This window comes from Corynebacterium sp. HMSC074A09 (genome assembly GCF_001811545.1).
GTDB lineage: Bacteria > Actinomycetota > Actinomycetes > Mycobacteriales > Mycobacteriaceae > Corynebacterium > Corynebacterium hiratae.
This window is the reverse complement of the sequence record NZ_KV805148.1, coordinates 35,097-57,480: the sequence shown is the minus strand read 5'-3', so window position 1 is coordinate 57,480 and position 22,384 is coordinate 35,097. Positions and strand designations below refer to the sequence as shown.

Here is a 22,384-nt window from a genome sequence, read left to right as displayed (position 1 = left end):
ACCCTTCGGCACTAATTTGAGCCAAGTCAGGTTAGTGTTCGCGTCGCTCCCTGCGGCGCCATTCACGCGTATGGCACCGTAGGGGCGTCGTCAAGCGCCCGCTCCCCCTTTTCTCCCGCCCGGCACTCACCTCCAAACACCAACAACCCCCACCTCCTCACATGGTCTCCCATGTGTGTTTGGAGGTGGGGGTTGTGGTGGTGTCAGTACAGAAACTTAGGCGTTCAACGGCCTAGGAGGTGCCTAGTTGATGCGGCCGGTTTCCTTGCGGTACTGGCGGTAGTAGCGGCGGCCATACTTGACGGAGACGATAGCCAGGATGGCTACGACGACGCTGGCGATGGCGCCCACAATCAGGTTGATCTGGTAGTCAGCACCGGCGGTGCCCTGCGGGTACAGCTTGGTGCCGAAGCCCCAGATCAGGATGCCCAGCGCCGGCAGGATCGAGAGAACCAAGCCCATGCCCACCCAGGTGGAGGTGCGCAGCAAAGAAGAGTGCGGTGCACTGTAAGAAACGGGGTCATATCCCTCGATGTAGGAGTCCTGAATCTTACCGGAGAACTCCGGGTAGGTCTCGCTGTGGTGATCAGCAACTGCCGGGTTGAGGTTGCTCATGGCTGAAACTTTCTCTCGTTCCTGTTAATCCTGTGAATGACTATAGCTTAGTCGTCCTTGCCGCGGAAAGCAGCACGTGCACGTTCGCGGGTAACCGCGGAAACCGCGGTCAGCGGCACACCAGCCGGGCAGACGTCGGCGCACTCGCCGTAGAGCGAGCAGTGGCCGAAGTTCTGCTCCAGATCGTCCACCATGTTGCGTGCGCGGCGGCCACGCTCTTCCTTGCCCAGCGGCATGAGGGAGAGGTGGACCAGCTTGGCGCCGGTGAACAGGTGAGCAGCACCGTTCGGGCAGGATGCCACGCAGGCACCGCAGCCGATGCAGGCGGCGTGATCCAGGGCGTACTCGGAGGTCTCGTGGTTGACGTGCAGGGTGTCAGCGTCCGGAGCGGTACCCGCATCCATGGACACGTAGCCGCCCTGCTCCATGACGTGGTCCAGCTTGGCGCGGTCCACGATCATGTCCTTGATGACCGGGTAGGCAGCGGAGCGGAAAGGCTCCAGCTTGATGGTGTCGCCGTCCTTGAACTGGAAGAGGCGCTGCTGGCAGGCCGGGGTGTTCTGACCCGGGCCATGCGGGCGACCGTTGACCAGGAGGCCACAGGTACCACAGATGCCCTCACGGCAGTCGGAAGCGAATGCGAACGGCTCGGTGCCGGCCTCAATGAGGCCGTCGTTGACGTGGTCGAGCAACTCCAGGATGGACATCTGCTCGGCGGCGTCGTCAACCTGCACGGTTTCGAACTTGCCTTCTTGCGTCGGTCCGGCTTGACGCCAGATCTCAAGTGTCAGTTTCATTACTTGTAGTTCCTTGTCATCAGCGGGATCGAATCAAAGTACAGCGGCTCAGCGTGGCGGATGAACTCGCCCTCAGCAGCGCCCGGCTCCCATGCGGAAACGAAGCACCAGTTCTCGTCATCACGCTCGGCCTCGCCGTCCTCGGAGAGGTGGTCCTCGCGGAAGTGAGCACCACAGGACTCGTCGCGGTCAAGGGCGTCAATACACATGAGCTCACCCAGGTCGATGTAGTCAGCAACGCGCAGACCGTACTCGAGGACCTGGTTCATGTCGTTGGCGTCACCAGTGATGCGGACGTTAGCCCAGAAGTCCTTGCGCAGTGCGCGGACCTTCTCAATGGCAACCTTGAGGTCCTCAACGTTACGGGACACACCACAGCCCCAGTAGAGGATGTCACCCAGCTGGCGGTGGTAGTACGCCGGGCCGTGCGGATCCTCGCCCTGGATGGACATGAGGCGGTCGATGCGAGCCTGTGCGCGAGCAACGGCGTCGTTAGCCTCGGCGGAATCCTCAGCCAGCTTGGCCTCACCCAGGTGGTGAGCCAGGTAGTTCGGGATGGTGAACGGCAGGGTGAACCAGCCATCAACGGAAGCGGACAGCAGGGAGTTAGCACCCAGGCGGTTCGCACCGTGGTAGGTCCAGGAGCACTCACCGGCGGCGAAGAGGCCGTCGATGGCGGTCATCTCGTTGAAGTCCGTCCACAGGCCACCCATGGTGAAGTGACAGGTCGGAGCGATACGCATCGGGGTCTCGTAGGCGGACTCACCGATGGCCTCTTCGTACATCTCGATGAGGTTGGAGTAACGCTCGCGGATCTTGTCCTTGCCCAGACGCTCGATGGCGTCGCGGAAGTCCAGGTACACGGAGTTGTGCAGCGGACCAACGCCCAGACCCTTGTTGATCTGCTGGGAAATGGCACGGGAAGCCACGTCACGCGGGACGAGGTTACCGAAGGCCGGGTAGCGGCGCTCTAGGAAGTAGTCGCGCTCCTCTTCCGGAATCTCGTTAGCAGGACGGTCATCGCCCTCCTTGATCGGAGACCAGATGCGGCCGTCGTTACGCAGCGACTCAGACATGAGGATGGTCTTGGACTGCCACTCGGAATTGACCGGCAGGCCGGTCGGGTGGAACTGGATGAATGCCGGGGAAGCCAGGTAAGCACCAGCCTCGTACGCACGCATCATGGCGCCAGCGTTGGAGTTCTTAGCCAGCGTGGACATGTGGTAGACGTTGCCGTAACCGCCGGTACCGAGGATGACTGCGTGGCCGGTGAAGGCCTTGAGCTCGCCGGTGATGAGGTTACGGGTCACAATGCCGCCGGCACGCTTGGTGCCGTTGTCGTTGTAGGTGATGACGTCCTGCATATCGTGGTGAGCGAAGAGCTCCACGTTGCCCAGGCCAATCTGGCGGTACAGCGCAGAAGTGGTGGACAGCTGCAGCTGCTGGCCTGTTTGACCACGGGTGTAGTAGGTGCGGGAGACCTGCACGCCACCGAAGGAACGGGTAGCCAGGGTGCCGCCGTACTCGCGAGCGAACGGAGCGCCGATGGCGTTCATGTGGTCGATGACGCGGATGGACTCATAAGCCAGGCGCCAGCAGTCGGACTCGCGGCAGCGGTAGTCGCCGCCCTTGACGGTGTCCTTGGTGTGGCGGTAGGCGGAGTCGTTATCCACCTTCTTGTGGCGGGAAGAGTTCACACCACCCTGCGCAGCAATGGAGTGCGCGCGACGCGGGGAATCGTGGTAGGTGAAGACCTTCACCTTGTATCCCAACTCGCCGAGGGCAGCCGCAGCGGAACCAGCAGCCAGGCCGGTACCGACGACGATGATTTCGAACTTGCGGCGGTTCAGCGGGGAGACCAGCTCCATGTGGTCCTTCTGGTAGCTCCACATGTCCTTCATCGGGACGCCGTGCGGCTCGTGGGACTCCAGGATGCGGCCCGGCTTGACACCCGGGACGATGGACTGCGGGTGCGAGAAGTTCGGGTGCTCGCGCTTGAGTTCAGTATTCGCGTTAGTCATGGGTTCAAAACTCCTTTAGCTGACCCAGCCCAGGGCGACGGACAACGGCATAACGATGTTTGCCAGGCACACGACGGCCGGGACGATGTACGCCAGGATGACAAAGACCTCGCGCCACTTAGCACCGGTAATGCCCAGGTCGGAAGCCGCAAGGCGGATGCCGTGGGTCAGGTGCAGGAAGAGGCAGAGCATGGCAACGATGTAAATGATGGTCACCGGCCAGCGGGAGAAGGTAGCGATCATGTTGGCCTTCACTTCGCCATGAGCGAAAGCCTCCGGAGCGATCGGCTGAACACCCATCGTCAGGTCCAAGATGTGGAAGACGATGAACAGGAGCAGCACGACGCCGGTCACCAGCATGGTCTTCGTTGCGAAGGAATCCATGCCGCCCATCAGGTTGGTGCGCTTGAACTTACCGCGGGATGCCTTGGAGCGAGCGGTCAGCGCAAAGGCGCCGTAAATGTGGGCGATCACGCACGCCAGCAAGACGATGCGGATGATCCACAGAAGGTGCCCGCTCGGAATCAGCGGATCACCCATGCTGCGCAGGAATGCGCCGTAGGCATCGATGGCTTCCTCGCCGTTGTGGGCCGGCAGGTAGAGCTTCAAGTTGCCGGCCATGTGTCCTACAACGAACAGCGCGAAGAACAGACCGGTAATTGCCATCGTCAGTTTCAAAGCCCAGGACGGAATTCCTGGCTTAGGACGAATCGTTTCATTAGTAATGCGGCCGTGAGCAAGGGCTTCACGGTCAGGATTTTTTACAGACATGACACCTCCATTGTCGCCCTTACCTTACGCAGGACTGCGCGCTGACCACTACTTATCCCTTTGCTTTTAACGCCCCCTCCCCCACCTACAGGCCCCTGACAGAAATGAGTTAAGGCAAGGGTTGCCTTAAGTGTCCCCCGACTTATGCCGGTCTACCTTGATCACTTCGCTTTACGCAATATTAACCTTGCGAAAACATTTCGCGGTTGAGACTTTTGTCACAGGGTGTGACTCGAGTGACGACCCTACCCCTTTAGGTGTCAAACTTTCGCTTGGTACACACCCCTCACCGCCCCTTCACGCCCCGCTAACACCCCCACTTCGCAGCGAAGTTAAAATGCTTCACACATTCCTTGCAAAACTATTGTTATGACCGAAAGGCACTAGGTAACCTAGCTCACATGAGCAAGACATACGTAGGTTCGCGCCTGCGCCAGCTGCGCCGCGAACGTGATCTCAGCCAAGCCTCCCTCGCCGCTACGCTGGGGCTTTCCGCTAGTTACGTTAATCAGATTGAACATGACGTACGCCCCCTCACCGTTCCGGTCTTGCTTAGGATTACTGAAGCATTTGGTGTGGATGCCACTTTCTTTTCCCGTGACGATGACTCGCGGCTACTCGCCGAGATTCAAGATGTCGTCCAGGACCAAGAAATCTGCCCCTCCCCCGTGGAATTACAGGAATTGTCCGAACTGGTTTACAACCACCCCACCGTTGCGCGCACGCTCGTCGACATTCACCGCCGCTACCGCAATATCCGCGACAAGCTTTCCCTCGCCACCGATACCCGCCGCTCCGACGGCAACCAGGCGCTGTCCATGCCGCACGATGAGGTTCGGGATTTCTTCTATGCCCGCCAGAATTATCTCGATGAGTTAGATCAGCATGCAGAGGCGATCTCCGCGGAGCTCGACGTCGTCCCCTTCCACATCCGCGACATCGAACAGGCTCTGGACGACAGACTCACCACCCAGCACGGCGTGGAGATCCTCACCACCGATCGCATGGATGGCACGCTGCACCGCTTCGACAAGGACAGCGGGACCCTTCGCCTTGCCAGCCGGCTGAGCGTCGGCCAGCGCGCCTTCCGCATGGCAGCTGAGCTTGGCTTCCTCGAAGCGGGCGCGCTTTTCGACGAGCTCGTGGAGGAAGAACCGTTTACTTCAGAGGCCTCCATCAACTTGGCCAAGCGGGGTATCGCCAATTATTACGCTGCGGCCACGCTCCTCCCGTATGGCCTCATCCATAGCGAAGCCGAACAGTCGGGGTACGACGTGGAATACCTCTGCAATGTCTTCGGAGTGGGCTACGAGACGATTGCCTCCCGCCTCTCCACGCTGCAGCGCCCCAACAAGCGCGGCATCCCCTTTACCTTCGTGCGCGTTGACCGCGCCGGCAACATGTCCAAACGCCAATCCGCCACCGGCGTGCACTTCTCCAACTCCGGCGGCACCTGCCCCCTATGGAATGTGTACGAGTCCTTCTCACACCCCAACACCATTTCCCGCCAGTTGGCGCAGATGCCAGATGGGCGCAATTACCTATGGATCTCACGAACGGTGAGCTACCCACAAGGCCGTTTTGGGGATACGAACAAGCTCTTTTCCATCGGTCTGGGCTGCGAGGCACGCCATGCTAATCGCACCGTGTACGCCCAGGGGCTAGACCTCAATGCCCTTTCCGCCGCCACTCCCATTGGCGCCGGCTGCCGCACCTGCCCGCGCCAGAATTGCTCCCAGCGGGCATTTCCCGCCATTAACGAACAGCTTGTCGTCGACGCCCACCGCTCTGCAGTGGCACCCTATTAACTAAAGCTAGTTAACGGCGTAATCGCACAGGTTTTAAATCATCCATCTTTACGCCGTTAACGCAGATGAATCTTAAAAGCTGGGGAGCACTCTCCATCGAGCGAAAGCCTCCGAAGAAAGATACTGAAGCAAGAAAGGGGCCTACTTAGTGCGATGAGCTGGAATTATGACCCAAACCCTCGGCGCTATACATTGTCCTACAAGCCCCACCCCATGGTTTTCATTGCCAAATCTGATGGATTTTCCCGACTCGGTTGTTCTATCATGGTCAGCGACCGATAATCACCAACAGAAAGGATTATTATTATGTCCAGCTTTGGCGAGAACTTCCTTGGCCAGATCCAGAAGCTCGTGCTGACGATCGTCAACGCACCGTTCGCACTGTCTTCCAAGCTCTTCGGCTAAGGCCAGTCGCGCTTCGGCGCTAAAACCAACACTCCCCCTCACCGCCACCGATTCACGTCGATGGGATGAGGGGGAGTGTTCTTGTTTTAGTTCTTAGAGGTTAATCATGTGGCCGCCGATGCCCTCGGCTGCTTCCTTCATAGCCTCAGACAGCGTCGGGTGAGTGTGAACGTTGCGTCCGATCTCCTCTGCAGTGAGATCGAAGCGCTGCGCCAGGGTCAGCTCCGGCAGCAGCTCGGACACGTTCGAGCCCACCATGTGACCACCAATGAGCTCACCAAACTCGCCGTCGGCGATGAGCTTGACGAAGCCCGCGGTCTCATTCAGACCAGCTGCCTTACCGTTAGCGGAGAACGGGAAGGTAGCAACCTTGATGTCGCGGTCAGCGAACTTCTCACGAGCCTGCTCCTCGGTGTAGCCGAAGGAGGCCACCTGCGGGTTGCAGAAGGTGGCGCGCGGCATGTTCATGTAGTCACCCAGCAGCTGGGTCTCAGCGCCGGCGATGACCTCAGCAGCCACAACGCCCTGCGCCTCAGCCACGTGAGCGAGCTGCAGCTTCGCGGTGACGTCACCAATGGCGTAAATGCCCTCAACGTTGGTGCGCATGTAGTCATCAATAGCGATGGCGCCGCGCTCAGTGAGCTCGACACCGGTGTTCTCCAGGCCGTAGCCCTCGGTGCGCGGGGCGAAGCCGATGGAGACCATGCAGCGATCCACGGTCAGCGTATCGGTCTTGGAGCCGTCCTTGGACTCGACCTCAACGGTGACATTGTCACCGTTATCCGTGATGGCGGTGGTCTTGTAACCAGTCAGGAGCTTCACACCAAGCTTCTTGTATTCCTTGGCGATAGCCTTGGATACATCCTTGTCCTCGTTCGGAAGGACGCGGTCCATGAACTCCACGATGGTCACGTCTACGCCATAGTTGGCCAGAACGTACGCAAACTCCATACCGATGGCGCCTGCGCCAACGATGACCATGGAATCCGGGGCCTCATCGCTGAGGATCTGCTCCTCGAAGGACACGATGTTGCCGCCGATTTCCACGCCCGGAAGGGAACGGACGACGGAGCCGGTGGCGATAATGCAGTTGTCAAAGGTAACGGTCTTACCCTTGTCATCGCCCTCGGTAATCTCGATGGTCTTGGCGTCCTTGAAGGAGCCGAGGCCATTGATCTCCGTAATCTTGTTCTTCTTCATCAGGTAGTGCACGCCCTTGACGATGCCCTCCGAGACCTTGCGGGAGCGCTTGTGCGCAACACCGAAGTCGAAGGAAACATCGCCGGAAATACCAAAGGCCTTCGCCTCATGGTTGAAGGTGTGTGCAACTTCAGCGTTCTTAAGAAGAGCCTTGGACGGGATGCAGCCCACGTTGAGGCAAACACCGCCCCAGTACTGCTTCTCAATAACGGCAACCTTCTTGCCCAGCTGGGCAGCGCGGATGGCGGACACGTAGCCGCCGGGGCCCGCGCCGAGTACTACAACGTCAAAATGTTCATTAGTCACGCCCTATAGGATACGTAACTTTGTGCCCGCTGTCCCACCACCCCCATGCTGTGCTCTCGTATCAGTCCATAACATTCCTGATACGCAAGCCACAGTGCACTGATGCGTAGAGGGCACACAACGCACAAAATAACCCCCAACCACCCGAGGGGGCGATTAGGGGGAGAGAAACGTGGGGCCGCACGCCCCGCAGCTGTTTAGTAAAGACCCCAATCCAGGGCGATCTTGGAGGAAGTAGAGGAGCCGGAGTGAGCGAACTGGCCCAGCACCTGGTTGATGGAAACGAGGATGGTGTCAAAGAGGTTCATTCTTCTTCTTTCTGTTGGTCTTCTAGCAGCCTTCACGGCCTCGTGCGATGTCACTATGCGGCACTGCCACCTTCTGCCTTGCAGGACGGCCGCCGCAGTAACGGTCTCCGCATCTGGTTCGACTAACGAATAGGCCGGACATTGCGTTACATAGCCCACGTTAACGCACGGAAAGATTATGACACGGTTTCCACTTCAATACCACCATTAACTTTAATATCTTGGTATGTTTAAACACGTTACCCTTATCTTGGGGTGCTGAAATTCCCATCTACCAGCACTATTGCCCATCTCATGGGTGGCGTGTCCGGAGCATCTTTTACACTTGCCCCTACATTTCCGCTCATCACTTAGAAAGCGAGATTCTATGAAGATTGCGCGCTCTCTCACGACGCTTGCGGCAGCCACTGCCCTAGCACTTGGCGCCGTAGCATCCCCTACCGCGGGCGCATCCGAGGTCACCCCGGAACAAATCCGCGGTGATGCCACACCGTCCACCATTTCCGAGCTCGACATCTACGGGGAGATTGAAAAGTACCTGCCCAAGGACTCCGCCGGAAACCCGTCGCCCTCCCGCCAAGAATATGAAGACGCCATTGGTAAGAACGTCACTTTTAAGGACGTTGACGTCAATGAGATCCCGGACAGCAAGCAGTGGATGGGCTACGTCCTGAAATACCCGGACTACCGTCAGAGCGTCAAGGCCCTCAATGCCACCGCACCAGCGATGGACCGCACCGTCCCTCTTGCAGTAATTACCCCAGACGGCACCTTTGATTCTTCCCGCCCCACCCTTTATCTACTCAACGGTGCTGGCGGTGCCGAGCAGGGCATGGACTGGCTGATAGCCACCACGCGCGAAGACTTGGATCCCAACAAGGAGGGCACCCAAGAACTCGATGACTACTACGGTGACCGAAACGTCAACGTCGTCATCCCGCAGGCAGGCGCATTCTCCTACTACACCGACTGGGTTACCAGCCCGGACCGCAGCTACCTCAAGGGCCCGCAGAAGTGGGAGACCTTCCTCACCAAGGAGCTACCGGGACCGCTGGAGAAGCACATCAACGCCAACGGCAAGCGCGGCATCGCAGGCATGTCCATGTCTGCTACCTCATCGCTCGTCTTGGCCCAGCACAACCCCAACTTCTATGACGCTATCGGGTCCTTCTCTGGCTGTGCGGCCACCTCGACTCCACTGCCGAACTTCTACACGCAGCTGACCGTGAATCGTGGCGGTGGAAGCACCGAGCAGATGTGGGGCCCGATGGGCGGTGACTACAACCGCTACAACGATGGACTCATCAACGCCACAAAGAACAACATGGGTAATTCCCAGGTCTACGTCTCCGCTAACTCGGGGTTTGCCGGAATGAACGATTTGGGTTCGTCCAGGATTGAAAAGCAAGGCCTGGCCGGAGCCTTGAAGTCCTCCTCCACCCTGGTGGTGGAAGGCGGCGTCATCGAGGCAGCGATGAATGCGTGCACCCACGACCTGCAGGCAAAACTGCAGCGCGAAGGTGTCAAAGCGGATTTCAACCTGCGCAATACCGGTACCCACTCCTGGCCGGGCTGGTTCGATGACATCAACTCCTCCTGGCCCACCTTCGCTCGTGCCTTTGGTCTGCCGGTGGAGCCGGTCTCCACGCGGGCGTCGGAAAGCGCGGTGAACACGGACGCTAACGCCAAAGCTGAGGATGCCGATAAGCAGAATATGGAAGAGGCCGAGAACGATCCCAAGACCCCGGCCGACTCCCGGCCAGTAGCCCCTGAGGCCATCGAACAGTAAGCTCAACTCGCCATATTGATTGTTAAATAAGGAACGTAATGAAGCGTCTTAGCTCTCTCCTCGCCGCCGGCGCGCTCTGCGCTGCCGCGCTTATCAGCCCCGTTGCGGGTGCGGCCACCATCACCCCGCAGCAGGTTGCGGGTGACACGCCGCTGTCCACCATCTCGGACTTGAACGTCACCCCGGAGGTGCAGAGCCAGAAGTGGTACGAGCACTTCAAAGATGACGCCCGCGTTCTCAAGCTGGAGGCTACGTCACCGGCCATGAACGGCCGCGCGATTCCGCTGGCTGTTATCCCTGCTAAGAACCCGGACCGCCCGACCTTGTACCTGCTCAACGGCGCCGGTTCCGCGGAGCAGGACTCCGATTGGCTGTACATGTCCGATGCCGTGGACTTCTACGCGGACAAGGACGTCAACGTTGTCGTTCCGCAGGCAGGTGCTTTCTCCTACTACACCGACTGGCTGGAGGAGCCCAACGGCAAGTACCTCAAGGGCCCACAGAAGTGGGAGACCTTCCTGACCAAGGAGCTGCCTGGCCCGCTGGAGTCTCGCCTGAACGCAAGCAACAAGCGCGCCATTGCCGGCATGTCCATGTCCGCAACGTCTTCCCTGCTGCTGGCGCAGCACAACCAGGGCTTCTATGACGCGGTTGGCTCCTTCGCCGGCTGCGCCGCAACCGCCTACCCCACGGAGTACCAGTTCCTGCGCCTCACCGTGAACCGCGGCGGCGGAGAACCGGAACAGATGTGGGGCCCGATGGGCGGTGACTACAACCGCTACAACGATGCCCTGATGAACTCCGAGAAACTGCGCGGCACCAAGCTGTACATTTCCTCCGCATCGGGCTTCGCGGGTGAGCAGGATACCCCGTCCTACTACATGAACAAGGGCTACAGCCCGCTGGCCGCCTACGCGGGTTCGGCACAGCTGCAGGTTGAGGGCGGCATCATCGAGGCCGCGGTCAACCACTGCACCCATATGCTCAAGGCCAAGCTGGATAAGCAGAACATTCCAGCCACCTACAACTTCCGCAACGTGGGCACGCACTCCTGGCCGGGCTGGCGCGAGGACCTGGTGAAGTCCTGGCCCACCTTTGAGGAAGCTTTCAACTCCTAAAAAGTGAGCGGAGCGTGTCGCCCCACGGTCTGGCGCGGCGTGCTCGCTCCCCTGGCTTCGGATAACCCAGACAGGGCGGTAGGATAGCGGCATTATGAAGCTGCTTTCTACCGCCCTTTCGCATATCTCCGCCGCTCGCGACCGCGCTGCACTTACTCGGGATAGCTACACGAGGGTGGATTTCAACCTCGGCTTCGAGGTCACCCACTATGACTTGGACCTGACCTACCGCGTGGAACCCAACATGCTGCAGGGCGAAGCCATCCTCCACATTCGCGCGCTGGAGGACTTTGACAAACTCACGCTTGACCTCGGGGGCGCCATGGTGGCTCGCCGCATCACGGCGAAACACGCACCCCGCGTGGCCAAGTTTCGCCTGTCCGCCGGCAAACTGCGGCTGACCTTTGCCGACACCATCGTGGAGAACCAAGAGTTTGAGCTGCACATTCGCTATGGCGGCTCGCCGCGGCCACTGCGCACTCCGTGGGGTGAAATCGGCTGGGAGGAAACAGATTCCGGCTCCCTGGTGGCCAGCCAACCCAACGGTGCACCCAGCTGGTTCCCCTGCGATGACACCCCGTCGGAAAAGGCCACCTACGATATTCGCATCACCGCTGACGATCCTTTCGTGGTGATTTCCAACGGCAAGCTGGTCTCCCGCCGCAGCGCAGGCGGTTCCATGACGCGCTGGCACTACCGCGTCAAGCACCCTATGGCCACGTACCTCGCCACGGTGCAGATCGGCGAATACTCAGAGATTGACCTGGGCCGAGACGTCCGCGCTTGGGCGCCGGCTCGCCTGAAGCAGGTAGTCCTCGAAGAGTTCGCCCAACAGCAGGAAATGCTGGACTTCTATTCCTCGCTCTTCGGCCACTACCCTTTCCCCGACTACCAAGTGGTCATCACCGATGATGAGCTGGAGATCCCGCTGGAGGCCCAAGGCCTGTCCATTTTCGGATCCAACCACGTCAAGGGCGACCACCTCTTTGAGCGACTCATCGCCCACGAGCTGTCCCACCAGTGGTTCGGCAACTCCGTGGGCCTTAGTGAGTGGAAGGATATCTGGCTCAACGAAGGTTTTGCCTGCTACTGCGAGTGGCTGTGGTTCGAGCACGCGCATGGCCGCCCGGTGCATGAATCGGCGCGTTCGCACTATCAAGTGCTCGCACGCAAGAAGCAGGACATCGTGCTCGGTGATCCGGGCACGCGCGACATGTTCGATGACCGCGTCTACAAGCGCGGCGCGCTGACTGTTCACGCACTTCGCCGCCTCGTGGGCGATGAGGTCTTCTTCCGCACGGTCCGGGATTACCTCACCGCATCCCAGCACTCCGTGGTCACCCCGGAGGATCTCATCAGCCGTGTGAAGAAGGAAGCGACAGATCCTTCTGCGGTCGATGCTTTGTTGGACGAGTGGCTCAACCACACCGCGCTGCCCAAGTTCCCGGTCTAGACTTGTTCACCATGCGCAGGATGCTTGTTACCGGCGGTGCCGGCTTTATTGGTGCAAACTTCGTGAGGCTCGTAGCCCAGCAACGGCCCGACGTGGACATCACCGTCTTGGACAAGCTCACCTACGCGGGCAACCGCGCCAACCTTGACGGCGTGGACGCCACCCTGGTGGTGGGGGACGTGGCGGATGAGGGGGTCGTCGACAAGCTCGTGGCCCAGGCCGATACCGTGGTGCACTTCGCGGCGGAATCCCACAATGACAACTCTTTGCGGGATCCTTCGCCCTTCCTCCGCTCCAACGTCATGGGCACCTTCGTGCTGCTGGAGGCCTGCCGCCGCCACGATGTGCGCCTCCACCATGTTTCCACCGATGAGGTTTTTGGTGATTTGGAGATTGGCGCCGATACCTACTTCACGGAGGAGACACCGTATAACCCGTCGTCGCCCTATTCAGCCACGAAGGCCGGCTCGGATCACCTAGTGCGTGCATGGGTACGCAGTTTTGGGCTGCGGGCAACCATTTCGAATTGCTCCAATAATTACGGCCCTTACCAACACATTGAGAAATTCATCCCGCGGCAGATCACCAACCTGCTTCTGGGCCAGCCCGCCAAGCTTTATGGCACGGGCGAGCAGGTGCGGGATTGGATTCACGTGGATGATCACAACGAGGCGGTGCTTGCCATCCTGGACCGCGGGCGCATCGGTGAGACCTATAACATCGGCGCCGATCAGGAGGATACGAATAACCGCCAGGTCATCGAGATGATCTGTGAGCTGTTGGGTGCTACTGACGACGGCCGCGCGAACTACATCCACGTGGCGGACCGCCCGGGCCATGATCAGCGCTACGCCATGGATGCCAGCAAACTGCGCCGCGAGCTGGGCTGGAGCCCGCGCTACACGGATCTGCGCGAGGGCTTGGCTGCCACCATTGAGTGGTACCGCGCCCACGAGGACTGGTGGCGCCCAGGCAAGGAAGAAGTCGAAGCCAACTACGCGAAGCAAGGACAGTAAATTTCCATGAAGGTGCAGTCAACGGCCATTGAGGGCCTGCTCATTGTGGAGCTCGACGTCCACGGGGATAACCGCGGCTGGTTCAAGGAGAACTGGCAGCGTGAGAAGATGGTGGCGGCAGGTTTGCCGGACTTCCAACCGGTGCAGAATAATGTCTCCTTCAATGCGGAGAAGGGGGTTACGCGCGGGCTGCACGCGGAGCCCTGGGACAAGCTCGTCTCCGTGGCTTCCGGCCGGGCCTTCGGTGCGTGGTGCGATCTGCGCGAGGGCTCTGCCACCTTCGGGCAGCTGGTGACCCACGAGCTGCGCGAAGACGTGGCGGTCTTCGTGCCGCGCGGCGTGGCCAACGGTTTCCAGGCGCTGGAGGCCTGCGCCTACTCCTACCTGGTCAATGACCACTGGTCCCCGGATGCGGACTACACCTGCGTCAACCTCAACATGGTGGACTGGCCGCTGGAGCCGACGGAGATCTCCGACAAAGACAAGGCACACCCCGCGCTTGCCGACGTCTCCCCCATGCCCCCGCGCCGCATCCTGGTCACCGGCGCCAACGGGCAGCTGGGCCGCGCTTTAAAGAAATTCCTGCCCACCGCTGGTCTGGGCGCGGTGGAGTTCTGTGGGCACGAGGATTTCGATATCACCAACCCGCCTGCCCGCCCGTGGAAGCAGTATTCCGCCATCATCAACTGCGCGGCTTATAACGATGTCAACGGTGCGGAGGACGATCGCGCCGCGGCCTGGACGGTCAACGCTTCCGCCCCGGCGAAGCTCGCGCGCATTGCGGCGGAGAATAACCTGACCTTGGTGCACGTCTCCAGTGATTACATCTTCGATGGCTCTAACGAGGTCCACTCCGAGGATGAAATGCCTTCCCCGCTGTCGGCCTATGGGGCATCGAAAGCCGCGGGCGATACCGCCGCGCAAACCGCGCCGCGCCACTATGTCATCCGTACCTCCTGGGTCTTCGGCGATGGAGCCAACTTCATGGCCACGATGCGCTCGCTGGCGGCTAAGGGGGTCAAGCCCTCCGTCATCCATGATCAGCGCGGGCGCCCCACCTTCGCCGAGGACCTGGCCAAGGGCATCATCCACCTGCTCAAGACCAAAGCCGAGTACGGCGTGTACAACATCTCCAACTCCGGTGATGCGGTGGGTCGCGATGAAATCGCCATGGCCGTCTTCACCGGCGTGGGCCAAGACCCCGCTGGTGTCACGCCGGTCAGCACCGAGCAGTACCGCGAGATCGCCGGGCCTGAAGCTCCCCGCCCGAAGGAGTCCACCTTCGACCTGTCCAAGATTGAAGCCACCGGCTTTAAGCCGATGAATTGGCGGGCCGCTTTAGCGCTTTACCTGGGCCTTTACCCGGCATAACACTTAACATAACACTTAGCTTCCCAGGTGTTATGTTGAGTGGGAAGTTAAGTGTTATGTTCGCCAGCCCGCGCCGCCGCACCCCGGCGCGGGACCCCTCCGTTAAGCTTGAAGCCCATGAAGGGCATCATCCTCGCTGGCGGTTCAGGGACCCGCCTCTACCCCATCACCAAGGGCATCTCGAAGCAGCTCATGCCCATCTATGACAAGCCGATGGTCTACTACCCTCTGACCACCCTGATCCAGGCCGGCATACGCGAGATCCTCATCATCACCACCCCAGAAGACCAGGCCGCCTTCCAACGCCTGCTTGGCGACGGCTCCCAACTAGGCCTCATGCTGCACTACGCGGTCCAACCCAGGCCCGAAGGTTTGGCCCAGGCCTTCCTCATCGCGGAAGACTTCATCGCTGAAGATGACGTGGCCCTCGTTTTGGGTGACAACATCTTTGACGGCCACGGCTTCTCCACGGCGCTGAATGAGTGCAGCCACCCGGGCGGCGGCATCATCTTTGCCTACGAGGTCTCCGATCCGCAGCGCTATGGCGTTGTCGACTTTGACTCCTCGGGCCAAGCATTGTCCATTGAGGAAAAGCCCGCTGCGCCCAAATCCAACCACGCCGTGGTGGGCTTGTATTTCTATGACAATTCCGTGGTGGAGATTGCCAAGTCCATTACGCCCAGCGCACGCGGGGAGTTAGAAATCACCACCGTCAACGAGGAATACCTGCGCCGCGGGCAGCTGCGCGTCAAACGCTTGCAGCGCGGTGATGTCTGGCTGGACACCGGCACGGTGGACTCCATGAGTGAGGCCTCGGCCTACGTGGAGGTGATGCAAAAACGCACCGGCACCGTCATCGGCTCACCGGAGGTTGCCGCCTTCGAGGAGGGCTTCATCGATGCCGCCGCACTCACCGAGCTGGCCGAGCCCCTCCTGAAGTCCGGCTATGGCCGCTATCTCCTGGCCGCTGCCCAAGAGAGTTGAGCTCGAGGTACATATCGATCAATTAAGGACCGAAACCGCCCACGGGATCTGGGACCTAATTTGATCGATCCGTACTTGCCAAAGCGTCCCCACGCAGCATCAGAGGCCACCATCACCCAAACGGGCCTAGACGCGTTAAGGTAATCGCATGCCTACTTCATCCTCCCGCCCCACCAGCAATCCCAAGAAATCAGCGCTATCCACCATCAGCCCCGTGGCGTGGGGCCTGTTGGTGCTCGTTGTCATCCTGGCGATCATCATCGGCTTCCTTCTGGCAGAGCGCAATTCTTCCGGCGATGCCGGGACTCAAGCGGCGCAGGAGACCGCGACGAGCGCGGCGCCCACCGAAGATTTGGCAAAGGATGCTGACAAGGCCACGCCCGGCACGAAGTTCTCCGACGGGAAGGGGGATCCGATGGTGTTCGGCCCCGGCGGTGACACCAAGAGCGGCGATATCACGGTGGTGCACCGCAAGAAGGAGGATGATCCTTTCGCCGTGGGAGCGGTGGATGCACCCGTGGTGATTTCGGAGTTCTCCGATTTCGAGTGCCCGTTCTGCTCCCGCCACGCCAACGTCACTGAGCCAGACCTCCTCAAGAAGTACGTGGAGAAGGGCCTGGTGCGCATCGAGTGGAATGACTTCCCCGTTAACGGCCCTGCCGCCGTCGAGGCTGCTAAGGCCGGGCGCGCGGCCGCGGCACAGGGCAAGTTTCAGGAGTTCAAGCACGAGCTCTACACCGCTAGCAAGGACATCAGTGGTCACCCAGAATTCGGCATCGAGGACTTCATGAAGTTCGCTGAGAAAGCCGGCGTTTCGGACCTGGATAAGTTCCGCCAGCAGGCCACGGATGATACCTACACCGAGGTCATCGAGAAGGCCACCAGCTACGCCTCCCAGATTGGTATTACGGGCACCCCGGCCTTCGTGGTGGGGGATCAGTTCATTGGTGGCGCGCAGCCACCGGAAGTCTTTGAGCAGACCATCCGGGAACAGCTAGGCAAGGCGGCCAATGGATAAGCCGCCGCTCATCGTGTGGATCTTCATCGCGCTCGTCGTTCTGACCGCGTTCTTAGGCGGCTATGCAGTGGGGGTGAGCGTATGAGTATCGGAGTTTTTGGCGCCGTCATCGCCGGCGTGTTGACTTTGATCAGCCCCTGCTCAGCGCTGTTGGTGCCAGCCTTCTTTGCCTATGCCTTTGAGTCGCAGCGCCAGCTGCTGCTGAAAACCCTGGTCTTTTTCTTAGGCCTGTGCACCACGCTCGTTCCCATCGGCATGGGTCTGGCTGCAATCCTCGCACAATACCGCGGCCAGGTCATCACGGTGGCGGGCTGGATCATCATCGCGCTGGGGATCTTTACCGCCTTGGGCGGCGGTTTCCGCATCCCCGGCATGGATACCCTGTCCGGTAAGGCGAGGGGAAAGGTGTTTCTGCTCGGCGCGGTGTATGGCTTCGCGGGCTTTTGCGCGGGCCCACTCTTAGGTGCTGTGCTCACCACTGCAGCCGCATCAGGCAGCGCACTCTACGGCGGGATCATCATGGTGGCGTATGCCGCGGGCATGGCCGCACCGCTCTTTGTTCTGGCGGCGCTGTGGGAGCGCCTCAATGTGGGCTCGTGGTCCTGGCTGCGCGGGCGCGAGGTGGTCCTCGGCCCCGTGCGCACGAACACCTTGTCCATTGTGTCGGGCGCGTTCTTCGTGCTCATCGGCGCGCTATTCATTGCCAGCTATGGCACCGCGACCTTGCCCGCGGTCTTGAGTACGGATGCGCAGTTCGCGGTGCAAGAAAAAGCCCGCGCTGTGAGCGCGGGCGTCGCTGACGCGTGGGTATGGTTCGGGCTCTCACTTGCCGCCACGGTGGTGGCAGGCATCAAGGCTGCCCGCACCCCGGCCTAGTAGCCGCGTGCGATGTATTCGTCGATACGCGCAGCCTCAGCACCAATGGTGGTCTCGTCGCCGTGCCCCGGCAGGACGCGGGTCTCCGGCGGAAGGTTCAGCACTCGGTTGCGCAGGGACTCGATGATGACGTCGAAGTCGGAGTACTTGCGGCCGGTGGCACCGGGCCCGCCATTGAAAAGGGTATCTCCCGACAGAAGCGTGGCTTCGTCCGCGATGTAGAGCACCACGCACCCTGGCGAGTGACCAGGCGTGTGGAAGACCACGAAGTCACTATCGCCCACGGTGAATAGCTGGTTATCCTCCAGCGGAACGAAGGTCGCACCCTCGTGCGTTTCCTCCCACAGCGGGCGGTCATCCGGGTGGAGGTACACGGACACGCCGAAGTGCTCAGCCACCTGGGGCGCGAGCTCGCAGTGGTCGTTGTGCGCGTGGGTGAGGATAACGCCCTTAACGGTGCGCTTTCCTACCTCGTCGATGACGCGCTCGGCGTCGTGGGAAGGATCGACGATGTAGCACTCGGCGTCGCTTGACGCGCCGCCTGCGGCCAGGATGTAGACGTTATTGTCCACGTCCCACTCACCGCCATCCAGGCGGAACTTTCCTGAGGTTACAAACTGTTCGATAATCATTTACAGCTCCACTACGGATCGAAGTACCTTGCCAGCCTTCATGGTAGCGAAGGCCTCCTCCACGTCGTCGAGGCCAATGCGCTCGGACACGAAGTCCTGCAGCGGGAAGCGGCCCTGCAGGGAGAGGTCAACGTACATGGGGAAGTCGCGCTCCGGCAGGCAGTCGCCATACCAGGAGGACTTGAGGGAACCGCCGCGGCCGAAGAAGTCGATGGCTGGGACGTCGAAGCGGCTGGTGAGGTTCGGGACGCCCACCATGACCATGCGGCCGGCCAGGTCGCGGGAGTAGAAGGCCTGGCGGGTGGTGGCTGGGATGCCCACGGCATCGATAGCCACGTCGGTACCGAAACCATCGGTGAGCTCGCGGACCGCCTCGATGACCTCGTCCTCGGACTTGTCCTTCGCCGCGATGGTATGGGTCGCACCGAACTGCTTGGCCAGCTCCAGCTTGTCCGGATCCAGGTCCACGGCGATGACCTTCGAGGCACCCGCCAGCACCGCGCCGGCGATGGCTGCCATGCCGACACCACCGCAGCCGAAGACCGCGACGGACTCGCCTCGCTTAACGTCACCGGTGTTGACCGCAGCACCCAGGCCGGCCATCACGCCACAGCCCAACAGGCCCGCGGCGGCCGGGTCTGCCTCCGGATTGACCTTGGTGCACTGGCCTTCATGAACCAGGGTCTTCTCCGCGAAGGAGCCGATGCCGAGTGCCGGGGTGAGCTCGGTTCCGGCGTCGGCGTCGCTCTCGGCAAGCGTCATCCGAGCGGACGCATTGTGGGTGTTGAAGCAGTACTTCGGCTCGCCCTTCTTGCAGGCGCGGCACTCGCCGCACACCGCGCGCCAGTTCAGGACCACGAAGTCCCCAACCTCGACGTGGGTAACAGCATCGCCCACGCGCTCGACGACGCCCGCCGCCTCATGCCCAAGCAAGAACGGGAAGGCATCCTCGATATCGCCATCGCGGTAAGCCAGGTCGGTGTGGCACACGCCGCAGGCCTGAATCTTGACCACGACGTCGTGCTCGCCCGGAGCCGGCACGACGATGTTCACGGTCTCGACGGGCTCGCCCTTCGCGCGCGCAATCACGCCGCGGACAACCTCCGAGCCTTGATGGGAGTTATTTTCATTTAGGTTTTCATTAACAGTCATGTCCGCGAGGGTACGCGAAAGGCCCAGGCAACGTTGCCCGGGCCTTAAAGTCATAAGAACGCGTTTCTAGAAGCTCGCGAGATGGTTGGCCACAAACTCGTGACCACGAGCATTGATATGCAGCGGTAGGTTGCCCGGGCCGGCAGAGAAGTCCACCAGACCCGCCCACAGCCGCTTATCGGCATCGGCACACATACCGCGATCCCAGGTCATCGGCTTCATATCCACAAATTCGGTGCCGGTCGCGTGCGCTAGGTCCACCTGCATCCACTGCGTGACGTTTTCATAACGCTGCACCATCGGCAGGGCCGTAGCATCGGCTGGCTTCGGGCCAAAGTGGAGGAGGCAGTAGCGGTCACCGGAGCCGATGGTCGGATAACCCACGATCTGAATGCGGGCATTGGGGGCCGCCGCACGAATCTTGTTGATAATCGGCGCATTTGCGCCAACAAAGCGGGCGCGCATGTCGGCGTCGGAAAGCTGGGCATTGTTATACGTATCGTTAAAGCCGCCCGCATAGAGCACGCGCTGGGTGTCCGGGCTGAGCGCACCGCGGCGGATGGCATCATCGACCTGCGCGTTCATCTGCGGACCCTGAGACATCGAGACCGCACCGGAGCAGGAGAAATCCGCCACCGGCATGCCCAGCTTGGACGCGACGCGCTTGGCGTAGTTATTGCCGGAGGGACAGTCGAGACTCGGGTTGCGGTTAGAGGAGCCAAGGCGCGAGGAGAGGTAAACATCCAGCTGCGGATCCGCCAAAACGGAATCACCAAAGGCGACGAGGTTTCGCTCGCCGGCGGCGGCCTGCGGAGCCTGGGACAGGCCTACTGCCACGAGGAGGGAGGCGCAGAGGGCAGTGATGCGCTGAGTAAACTTCACGTGACTGATGTCCTTTCAAGAAAAGGGTATGTTCTTAACCGAAACCATATTAAACTAAGCTAGCAGTTAATCTTGTGTAACAATAGCAACAACTGTAACAATTTGTCGTTTTAAAAACAGGCGCGTTAGCCGCCTCCCCCGTAACCTTCTACCTCTTCCCTACGATGAGAACTCTATGAAGCTTTCTGATCTCACCTTCCATGCCGCCGCTCTCGCGCGTTTTGTCCCCGCCCTCTTTCGCGCCGGCCTTATTAGCCCCGCTGGCGGCCCACGGGCAGTACTCTCCACCGCGCCGGTTCTCGCCCGCTACCGCTTCACCACCGCCCGCGAGGTGGAGCAGGCATACCTGACCTGCCCAGAACGCCTAGCGCTTATCGACGACGACGGGGCCCTCACCTACCGCCAGCTGCGTGAACAATCCCAGACCTTCGCGCGCTGGTTGCTCTCTCTGGGCCTCGACGAGATCCGTCTCGGCGTCATGGCCCGCAACGGCCGCGGCATTATCACCCCGCTGGCCGCCAAAGGTTATGCCGGAGCGCACATCTTCCTACTCAACGTTGGCTCCTCCCCTGAGCAGCTCGCCGGATGCATTGAGGAAAACCGCATCAACGTGCTCGTTATCGACGATGAATTCGTTGACCGCCTTGCCCCCGCAGACAGCGCTAGCCCCAGCCCCGTTGCTGGACTGCAGGTCGTGATTGGTCATGATTCCGGCGAGGAGATCCCGGCCGAGCTGGCCGAGGCCCCGACGCTGCACCAAATCGTGGTGAACCCGCGGGACGTCGAGAAGCAGAAGCTTCCCACCTGGCCCAAGCACGGACATATCGTGCTCATGTCCTCCGGAACCACCGGCATCCCCAAGGGCATTATGCGCCCAGAGCCCACTCTGCCCGTGGTGGTTGCCTCCATCGTGGATGCGGTGCCGTGGCGTGGGGACCAAAAGGTGCAAATGACCGCCTCCATCTTCCACACGTGGGGCTGGGCCTGCCTCAACATCGCGCTGGGCCTGCGCAACACCATTGTCACCCGCCGCGTCTTTGACCCGGCGGCCGCGCTCGATGACATCCAGCGCTACCAACTTGATGGCCTGCTCTCCTCCCCCGTTTTCTTCCGCCAGATGGTGCAGGCCGACCCAGATTCGGCCTATGACACCTCCAGCCTGAAGTTCATTGCTTCTGCAGGACATGCGCTAACCCCGGAGATCGTCAAAGAAACCCACGAGCGCTTCGGCCCGATTCTCTGCAACGTCTATGGTTCCACGGAGCTGGCGCTGGCATCGACGGCCACCATGGAAGAGGTGGCTAAGGACCCAACCATCGGCGGCAAGATTGCCTCTGGCACGAAGCTGCGCATCCTCGATGAGGATGGCAAAGAAGTCCCGCGCGGCGAGGTCGGCGAAATCTATCTGACCAACTCCACCGCGCTCATTGGCTATACCAACCCGAAGATTCCGCTCAACAAGGTTGATGGCCTCATCTCCATCGGTGACTTGGGCTATATCGACCCCGAGGGCTACCTGCACGTGGTGGGCCGCGCCGATGACATGATCATCGTCGGCGGCGAGAACGTGCACCCGCAGTCGGTGACGGAGGTGCTTGAAACCATGCCGGGCATCGCGGAAGTGCATGCCGGCGGCGTGGAGGATGAAACCACCTTCCAGCGCATCGCCGTGTGGGCCGTGACCACGCGCGATGCCTTGGGCAACACCGTGACTGCCGACGCCATCCGCACCTGGGTCCGCGAGAACCTCGCCGACCACTCCGTGCCGCGCGACGTCCACTTCCTAGACAAGCTGCCGCGCAATGCCACGGGCAAGGTGGTGCCGCGCCTGCTGAGCAACACCGACTAGCCGGCGTCTTCAC

General features: G+C 60.8%; 18 protein-coding genes. 10 read left to right on the top strand and 8 right to left on the bottom strand.

Going from position 1 to position 22,384, the window contains the following annotated elements:
* Positions 1 to 243: 243 nt before the first annotated feature.
* Genes HMPREF2807_RS06410 through HMPREF2807_RS06395 form a run of 4 tightly spaced genes read right to left on the bottom strand, consistent with a single transcriptional unit; the run spans position 244 to position 4,204 of the window.
* Positions 244 to 615, bottom strand: coding sequence for a membrane protein (locus tag HMPREF2807_RS06410; protein ID WP_046647842.1), 372 nt, complete (start codon positions 613 to 615; stop codon positions 244 to 246).
* A gap of 47 nt (positions 616 to 662) precedes the next feature.
* Complete coding sequence (locus HMPREF2807_RS06405) at positions 663 to 1,412, bottom strand: succinate dehydrogenase/fumarate reductase iron-sulfur subunit (protein WP_046647843.1); 750 nt, start codon at positions 1,410 to 1,412, stop codon at positions 663 to 665.
* Complete coding sequence (locus tag HMPREF2807_RS06400) at positions 1,412 to 3,433, bottom strand: fumarate reductase/succinate dehydrogenase flavoprotein subunit (protein WP_046647844.1); 2,022 nt, start codon at positions 3,431 to 3,433, stop codon at positions 1,412 to 1,414. The genes HMPREF2807_RS06405 and HMPREF2807_RS06400 overlap by 1 nt, the downstream gene beginning before the upstream one ends.
* Positions 3,434 to 3,448: 15 nt before the next feature.
* Positions 3,449 to 4,204 (bottom strand): succinate dehydrogenase cytochrome b subunit, encoded by a 756-nt coding sequence (locus HMPREF2807_RS06395; protein ID WP_046647845.1) that lies wholly within the window; start codon positions 4,202 to 4,204, stop codon positions 3,449 to 3,451.
* A gap of 401 nt (positions 4,205 to 4,605) precedes the next feature.
* Between HMPREF2807_RS06395 and ramB the strand changes: the two genes are divergently transcribed.
* Positions 4,606 to 6,012, top strand: coding sequence for an acetate metabolism transcriptional regulator RamB (ramB, locus tag HMPREF2807_RS06390; protein WP_046647846.1), 1,407 nt, complete (start codon positions 4,606 to 4,608; stop codon positions 6,010 to 6,012).
* Between the two features lie 498 nt (positions 6,013 to 6,510).
* On the opposite strand, the gene lpdA is transcribed toward ramB, so the two are convergent.
* Complete coding sequence (gene lpdA / locus HMPREF2807_RS06385) at positions 6,511 to 7,923, bottom strand: dihydrolipoyl dehydrogenase (RefSeq protein WP_070511293.1); 1,413 nt, start codon at positions 7,921 to 7,923, stop codon at positions 6,511 to 6,513.
* 675 nt (positions 7,924 to 8,598) lie between these two features.
* Between lpdA and HMPREF2807_RS06380 the strand changes: the two genes are divergently transcribed.
* The 8 genes from HMPREF2807_RS06380 to HMPREF2807_RS06345 all read left to right on the top strand — a co-directional run bounded on the left by HMPREF2807_RS06380 (position 8,599) and on the right by HMPREF2807_RS06345 (position 17,856).
* On the top strand, positions 8,599 to 10,020 hold the full coding sequence (locus HMPREF2807_RS06380) for an alpha/beta hydrolase (RefSeq protein ID WP_070511291.1): 1,422 nt from the start codon (positions 8,599 to 8,601) through the stop codon (positions 10,018 to 10,020).
* A gap of 38 nt (positions 10,021 to 10,058) precedes the next feature.
* A complete protein-coding gene (locus tag HMPREF2807_RS06375) occupies positions 10,059 to 11,138 on the top strand; it encodes an alpha/beta hydrolase (RefSeq protein ID WP_070511289.1) in 1,080 nt (359 codons plus the stop codon).
* A 94-nt stretch (positions 11,139 to 11,232) separates the two neighbouring features.
* A complete protein-coding gene (locus HMPREF2807_RS06370) occupies positions 11,233 to 12,591 on the top strand; it encodes a M1 family metallopeptidase (RefSeq protein WP_070511287.1) in 1,359 nt (452 codons plus the stop codon).
* Positions 12,592 to 12,611: 20 nt separating this feature from the next.
* On the top strand, positions 12,612 to 13,607 hold the full coding sequence (gene rfbB / locus HMPREF2807_RS06365) for a dTDP-glucose 4,6-dehydratase (RefSeq protein WP_198531327.1): 996 nt from the start codon (positions 12,612 to 12,614) through the stop codon (positions 13,605 to 13,607).
* A 6-nt stretch (positions 13,608 to 13,613) separates the two neighbouring features.
* Positions 13,614 to 14,978: a sugar nucleotide-binding protein gene (locus tag HMPREF2807_RS06360; protein ID WP_070511285.1), complete on the top strand. Its 1,365-nt coding sequence runs from the start codon at positions 13,614 to 13,616 to the stop codon at positions 14,976 to 14,978.
* 117 nt (positions 14,979 to 15,095) lie between these two features.
* Positions 15,096 to 15,962 (top strand): glucose-1-phosphate thymidylyltransferase RfbA, encoded by an 867-nt coding sequence (rfbA, locus tag HMPREF2807_RS06355; protein ID WP_070511283.1) that lies wholly within the window; start codon positions 15,096 to 15,098, stop codon positions 15,960 to 15,962.
* A gap of 148 nt (positions 15,963 to 16,110) precedes the next feature.
* The gene (locus HMPREF2807_RS06350) at positions 16,111 to 16,980 is read left to right on the top strand and encodes a DsbA family protein (protein ID WP_118783624.1); all 870 of its coding nucleotides are present in this window, start codon (positions 16,111 to 16,113) and stop codon (positions 16,978 to 16,980) included.
* 81 nt (positions 16,981 to 17,061) lie between these two features.
* Positions 17,062 to 17,856: a cytochrome c biogenesis CcdA family protein gene (locus tag HMPREF2807_RS06345; RefSeq protein ID WP_070511281.1), complete on the top strand. Its 795-nt coding sequence runs from the start codon at positions 17,062 to 17,064 to the stop codon at positions 17,854 to 17,856.
* On the opposite strand, the gene HMPREF2807_RS06340 is transcribed toward HMPREF2807_RS06345, so the two are convergent.
* The 3 genes from HMPREF2807_RS06340 to HMPREF2807_RS06330 all read right to left on the bottom strand — a co-directional run bounded on the left by HMPREF2807_RS06340 (position 17,853) and on the right by HMPREF2807_RS06330 (position 20,522).
* On the bottom strand, positions 17,853 to 18,488 hold the full coding sequence (locus tag HMPREF2807_RS06340) for an MBL fold metallo-hydrolase (protein ID WP_070511279.1): 636 nt from the start codon (positions 18,486 to 18,488) through the stop codon (positions 17,853 to 17,855). The two genes, HMPREF2807_RS06345 and HMPREF2807_RS06340, sit on opposite strands and share 4 nt — an antisense overlap.
* A complete protein-coding gene (locus HMPREF2807_RS06335) occupies positions 18,489 to 19,640 on the bottom strand; it encodes an S-(hydroxymethyl)mycothiol dehydrogenase (RefSeq protein ID WP_070511277.1) in 1,152 nt (383 codons plus the stop codon).
* Positions 19,641 to 19,706: 66 nt separating this feature from the next.
* On the bottom strand, positions 19,707 to 20,522 hold the full coding sequence (locus HMPREF2807_RS06330; RefSeq protein WP_049157617.1) for a GDSL-type esterase/lipase family protein: 816 nt from the start codon (positions 20,520 to 20,522) through the stop codon (positions 19,707 to 19,709).
* 175 nt (positions 20,523 to 20,697) lie between these two features.
* Here HMPREF2807_RS06330 and HMPREF2807_RS06325 point away from each other — a divergent pair, with 175 nt between their 5' ends.
* The gene (locus HMPREF2807_RS06325; RefSeq protein WP_049157619.1) at positions 20,698 to 22,371 is read left to right on the top strand and encodes an acyl-CoA synthetase; all 1,674 of its coding nucleotides are present in this window, start codon (positions 20,698 to 20,700) and stop codon (positions 22,369 to 22,371) included.
* Positions 22,372 to 22,384: the final 13 nt, after the last annotated feature.